Source organism: Amycolatopsis kentuckyensis, assembly GCF_002155975.1.
Lineage (GTDB): Bacteria > Actinomycetota > Actinomycetes > Mycobacteriales > Pseudonocardiaceae > Amycolatopsis > Amycolatopsis kentuckyensis.
This window is the reverse complement of record NZ_MUMI01000092.1, coordinates 1-4,582: the sequence shown is the minus strand read 5'-3', so window position 1 is coordinate 4,582 and position 4,582 is coordinate 1. Positions and strand designations below refer to the sequence as shown.

Here is a 4,582-nt window from a genome sequence, read left to right as displayed (position 1 = left end):
TCGTCCGGCGGGCCGGGTTCGCCGGTCGGGCTGAGCGCGATTCACGAGGCTTCCTTCACGAATGCGCGGGCGCCCTCAGCCGGTCAGCTCGCGTGTGCGGGCACCCTCAGCCGCTCAGCTCGCGTGGGCGGGCGCCCTCAGCCCGTCAGCTCGCGCTCCAGTGGCGTGCGGAACCGCGGCACCGCCCGAACCTCGCCGAACCACTTCGCGCACTTCTCCGCCTCTGCCTCGACCATCGCGCGAGTCTCCCCGCCCACGTCCTCCAGCAGCCTGAACACCACCTCCCCCGAGGCGCGCTGGGCCCAGCCGCCGACCACGCGGCCGGCTGCCCACACCGTCGGGCCGATGTTGCCGCTGCGGTCGAACAGGGCCGCTCGGTGCGGGCCGAGGAACCAGTCGCGGTCCTGCCAGCCCATCGGCGTCGGGTCCAGCGAGGGCAGGAACGCCACCCAGGGCGGGGGTGGCGGCACCGGCTCGAGGTCGTCCGCCAGGACCACTCCCGGCACGCCGTCGAGGTCGACCTCCGCCGGCGACAACACCGCCAGGGCCTTCTTCGTCTGGCCCGCCGTCCAGCCCGTCCACCACCTCAGGTCGGACACCGGGGCCGGGCCGTACGCGCGCAGCCAGCGCCGGGCCAGCTCCACCCGGGCCTCGTCCGCGCTCCACGGGCGCAGCCCGCCCGGGACCCACTCGTCCAGCGGGTGCCACACGTACTGGCTGCTCAGCCAGCTGCCGCGCGGACGGCCACGCGCGATCCGGCCGCCCGCCGCCAGCAGGAACAGCACCCGGCTCGTCACGTTGCCGATCGCCTCGTACGGCTTGCCCGCCGCCATCAGCAGCTGCTGGCGGAGCCGGGGCTCGTCCTCGCTCAGCTGCTGCGCCGTCGCCGAACCGCGGGCCCGCAGCGCCGCCTCGACCGACGCCTCGACGTCCGCCAGCCACGCCGCCGGCTCCGGCACGTTCTCCGGGTGGCCCTGCTGCCCCAGGTGCTGTTCGAGCAGTTTCCGCTGCTTCACGAGGATGTCCGCCGAGCAGCCCGCCTGCACGAGCGCCGCCGTGTCCAGGTCCGTCACGAACACCGTGCGGCGCATGCCCAGCAGCCGCAGCAAGGTCCGGTCTTCGTAGAGCGCCCGCTCCACCGGGGACACCGCCGGGGCGGCGAGCCGGGCGGACGCGGACAGGTGGACGGTCGCCGGGTCGGTGGCGTGCAGCGCGACGACCCCGGCGACGGCGTCCGCCACCGAGGCCGCGGGCGCGGCGAGGTGGTGGCGGACGGCGAGGCGGGCCCGGCGCTGGTCGGTGCTGATCTTCGGAGGCACCCGCCGTTCCTACCACCCCGCACCGACAAAAACGCCTGGTCGCGCCGGTGACCAGGAGATAGCCTCCGGGCATGGTCTCCGGTACGCACTTCGCGGCCTTCGCCGCGCTGACGTTCCTCATGGTCGTGGTCCCCGGGCCGAGCGTGCTGTTCACGATCAGCCGCGCGCTCACGGCCGGGCGGCGCGACGCGCTCCTCACCGTCGCCGGCAACTCCGTCGGCGTGTACACGCAGGTCGTCGCGGTCGCGTTCGGCCTCGGCGCGCTGGTGACGACGTCCGCGGCGGTGTTCACCGCGATCAAGATCGCCGGCGCGGTCTACCTGGTGTACCTGGGGATCCAGGCCGTGCGCCACCGCCGGAGGCTGACCGACGCGATGGCCTCGAAGGTGCGCGCCACCCCCGGGCGCGTGCTGACCGTGCTGCGCGACGGCTTCGTCGTCGGCTTCGCGAACCCGAAGTCGATCGTGTTCCTGGCCGCGCTGCTGCCGCAGTTCGTCGACCCCGCCGCCGGCTCGGTGCCCGCCCAGATGCTCGTCCTCGGCCTGTGCCTGCCCGCGATCGCGCTGGCCACCGACAGCGCGTGGGCGCTGGTCGCCGGCACCGCCCGCACGTGGTTCGCCCGCTCGCCGAAGCGCCTCGAAATGGTCGGCGGCACCGGCGGCCTCGTCATGATCGGCCTGGGCACCACCCTGGCCTTCACCGGCCGGGGTGACTGAGCACCAGGTCGAGCAGGCCCGGGAAGGCGGCGTCGAATTCGGGACGCCGCAACCGGTTCAGCCGCCGCGAGCCTTCGTCGCGCTGTTCGATCAGGCCCGCCGCGCGCAGCACCCCGAAGTGGTGGCTGAGCGTCGCCTTCGCCACCGGGAGGTCGAACGTGCCGCACGCCTTCGTCCACTCGGGCACCGCGGCGAGCTCGCGCAGGATGCCGCGGCGCACCGGGTCGGCGACCGCGGCCAGGGCGTCCTGCAGCGAAACGGCCGCCGGGGGCGCGTGCGCCAGCCCCCGGGACCGGGCCGACGTCACCGGAGCGCCTCCGCCAGCCCCGCCCACCACTCCCGCGGCAGGCCGTCGAGCGGGACGACCACCTGGTCGGCGCCCGCGGCCCGGTACTCCCGCAGCCGCGCGACCACGGCGTCGAAGTCGCCCCACACGGTCAGGCCGTCGACCAGCCGGTCCGACAGGTCCGCGGTGTCCGCGTCGGTGAACCCCATGCGCCGGAAGTTGGCCGCGTAGCCCGGAACGCCGGCCAGGAACTTCAGCGAGCCGCCCCGCACGACCTCGCGCGCCCGGGCCACGTCGGTCTCCGCCACCACGTTGAGCAGCACCGCCAGCTGCCGGTCCGGGCCCAGGATCTCGCGGGCCGACGCGACGTAGTCCGTCGTCACCAGGTACGGGTACGCGCCCGAAGCGCGATCGCGCGCCAGCTCCAGCATCCGCGGCCCGAGCGCCGACAGGATCCGCGCGGACGGCGGCACGACGTCCTCGATCTCGTCGAGGTAGTCGCCGAGCGTGGCCAGCGGGCGCGCGCCGTGCGCGCCGCCCAGGCCGACCACGAACCGGCCCGCGGGCAGCTCGGCGTAGGCCGAAGCCACGGCAGCCGACGGCACCCGGTCGACCGACAGGATGCCGCTCGCCACCCGGATCCGCGAGGTCCCGCGGATGACCTCGGTGATCCGCGGCAGGTTGTTGCCCTGCCCGCCGGCCAGCCAGAGCGTGTCGTAGCCGAGCTCCTCGAGCTCGACCGCCACGGCCGTGTCGGAGTCCAGTGCGGTGTGGGTGGCCCCCAGCGGCCCCAGTGTCGTCATGCGCCCGGCAACCACGGAACCCGGGAAGATGTTCCCGTCACGCCGTTTGTTCGTCCTCGGCGGAATCGGCGGGATCGGCGGCCCGCGTGAACATCCGGGTCGCCGACAGCCGCGCGACGCCGTCGGGCTCGCCGAGGTCCTCCAGGGAGTTCCGGATCGTCGAGTCCACCGACAGGTACTTCCGGCCCGCCCGCAGGTCGGCGTCGTTGCGCAGCCGCACGATCAGCGGGAACTCCGACAGCGCGCCCGCGTCGAACAGGCCCGTCGTGTAGATCAGCTGCACGCCCAGCGCCTCGGCCACCGCCCGCTGCAGCTCCAGGAGGTACCCGGCCGACGCGCGGCCGATCGGGTTGTCCAGGAACAGCACGCCCGAGTGCCGGTTGCGGGCCTTGCCGCGGTTGTTGGCCCGCAGGGCCGCCAGGGTGCAGTACAGGATGATCGCCGCGGTGAGCTGCTGGCCGCCCGAAAACACGTCGCGGATCTCCGAGACGCGCTGGCGTTCGGTCCGCAGCACCGAGTCCGGCTTGAGCATGTCGACGCGGAAGCCCTTGGGCGCCGCCGCCCGGACGCCGCGCAGGACCAGGGAAAGCCCGTCGCGCTTGACGTCCCGGCCGTCCGCCGTCTTGCCCACGGCGGCCTCGTCGACGACCTCGCCGAGCTTCTCGGTGAGCGCGTTGTCCTCCAGCTCGGTGAAGCGGATGCGGAGGAACTCCTGCCCGGACCAGTCGCCGAGGCCGTCCGGCAGCCGGGAGACGCGCTGGGCCGAGCGCAACGTCCGGAGCGCGCCGTCGACCATGCCCTGCAGCCGGGTGATGATGCCGCCGCGGTGCCGGTCGATCTGCGCGAGGTCGTCGGTCAGCGAGCGCAGCCGCGGCCGCAGCGCTTCGGCCCACTCGGCGGCGTGCGCCGGGAGCTGGTCGCGCTTGACCGAGATGACCTGCTGCCGCACCGGCGTGCTCAGCTTCTCGAAGCGCTTTTCCGTCGCGTACTGCGCGAGCTGGTCCGCGGCCGCGCGCACCCGCCGGTCGCCGGCGTCGGCGGCTTCCTGGGCCTGGTTGAAGGTGGCGTTGAGCCGCGCGTGCTGGGCGCGTGCGGTGTCGACGTCGCCGTCGTAGGCGGCCGCGTCGGTGTCGGTCACCAGGTGGGCCATCGACTCGGCGAGCAACGAGAAGCCCGAGGCGGAGCTGCGCGCGGACTCCAGGGTCGCTTCCGCGGCGGCCCGGCGTTCCTGCAGCTCCTCCCACTTCCGCGCGGCCGCCGACGCTTCCAGCCCGGCCGCGTCGATCAGTTCCAGGCCGTGCTCGATGTTCCGCGGCTTCTCGCCGTTGACGCCGTTCTGCAGCGGCAGCGCGTCCAGTTCGGCGCGCCGGGTCGAGACGAGCCCGATCGCTTCGGTGCGCTCGTCTTCGAGGCCGTCGACGACCCGGCGAGCACGCGCGAGCGCGGCCGCCCGGGCCG

Annotated in this window: 4 protein-coding genes and 1 pseudogene; 1 reads left to right on the top strand and 4 read right to left on the bottom strand. The window is 74.4% G+C overall.

The genetic code is table 11. The features are described 5' to 3' along the window. Positions 1-137 precede the first annotated feature (137 nt). The gene (locus tag CCN39_RS09905; protein ID WP_086840576.1) at positions 138-1,319 is read right to left on the bottom strand and encodes a winged helix DNA-binding domain-containing protein; all 1,182 of its coding nucleotides are present in this window, start codon (positions 1,317-1,319) and stop codon (positions 138-140) included. A 71-nt stretch (positions 1,320-1,390) separates the two neighbouring features. Between CCN39_RS09905 and CCN39_RS09900 the strand changes: the two genes are divergently transcribed. After that, positions 1,391-2,035: a LysE family translocator gene (locus CCN39_RS09900; RefSeq protein ID WP_086840574.1), complete on the top strand. Its 645-nt coding sequence runs from the start codon at positions 1,391-1,393 to the stop codon at positions 2,033-2,035. Here CCN39_RS09900 and CCN39_RS09895 read toward each other — a convergent pair. The 3 genes and pseudogenes from CCN39_RS09895 to CCN39_RS09885 all read right to left on the bottom strand — a co-directional run. Next, complete coding sequence (locus CCN39_RS09895; RefSeq protein WP_086840572.1) at positions 2,016-2,342, bottom strand: ArsR/SmtB family transcription factor; 327 nt, start codon at positions 2,340-2,342, stop codon at positions 2,016-2,018. The two genes, CCN39_RS09900 and CCN39_RS09895, sit on opposite strands and share 20 nt — an antisense overlap. Further along, complete coding sequence (locus CCN39_RS09890) at positions 2,339-3,124, bottom strand: TIGR03620 family F420-dependent LLM class oxidoreductase (protein ID WP_086840570.1); 786 nt, start codon at positions 3,122-3,124, stop codon at positions 2,339-2,341. Before CCN39_RS09890 ends, CCN39_RS09895 begins: the two co-directional genes overlap by 4 nt. A 37-nt stretch (positions 3,125-3,161) precedes the next feature. Further along, positions 3,162-4,582, bottom strand: a pseudogene (locus CCN39_RS09885) (hypothetical protein); the annotation flags it as partial.

Bases quoted from the DNA above. Each gene is read 5' to 3' on its own strand.
- CCN39_RS09890 (WP_086840570.1), bottom strand. From the start codon at position 3,124: ATGACGACACTGGGGCCGCTGGGGGCCACCCACACCGCACTGGACTCC.
- CCN39_RS09900 (WP_086840574.1), top strand. From the start codon at position 1,391: ATGGTCTCCGGTACGCACTTCGCGGCCTTCGCCGCGCTGACGTTCCTC.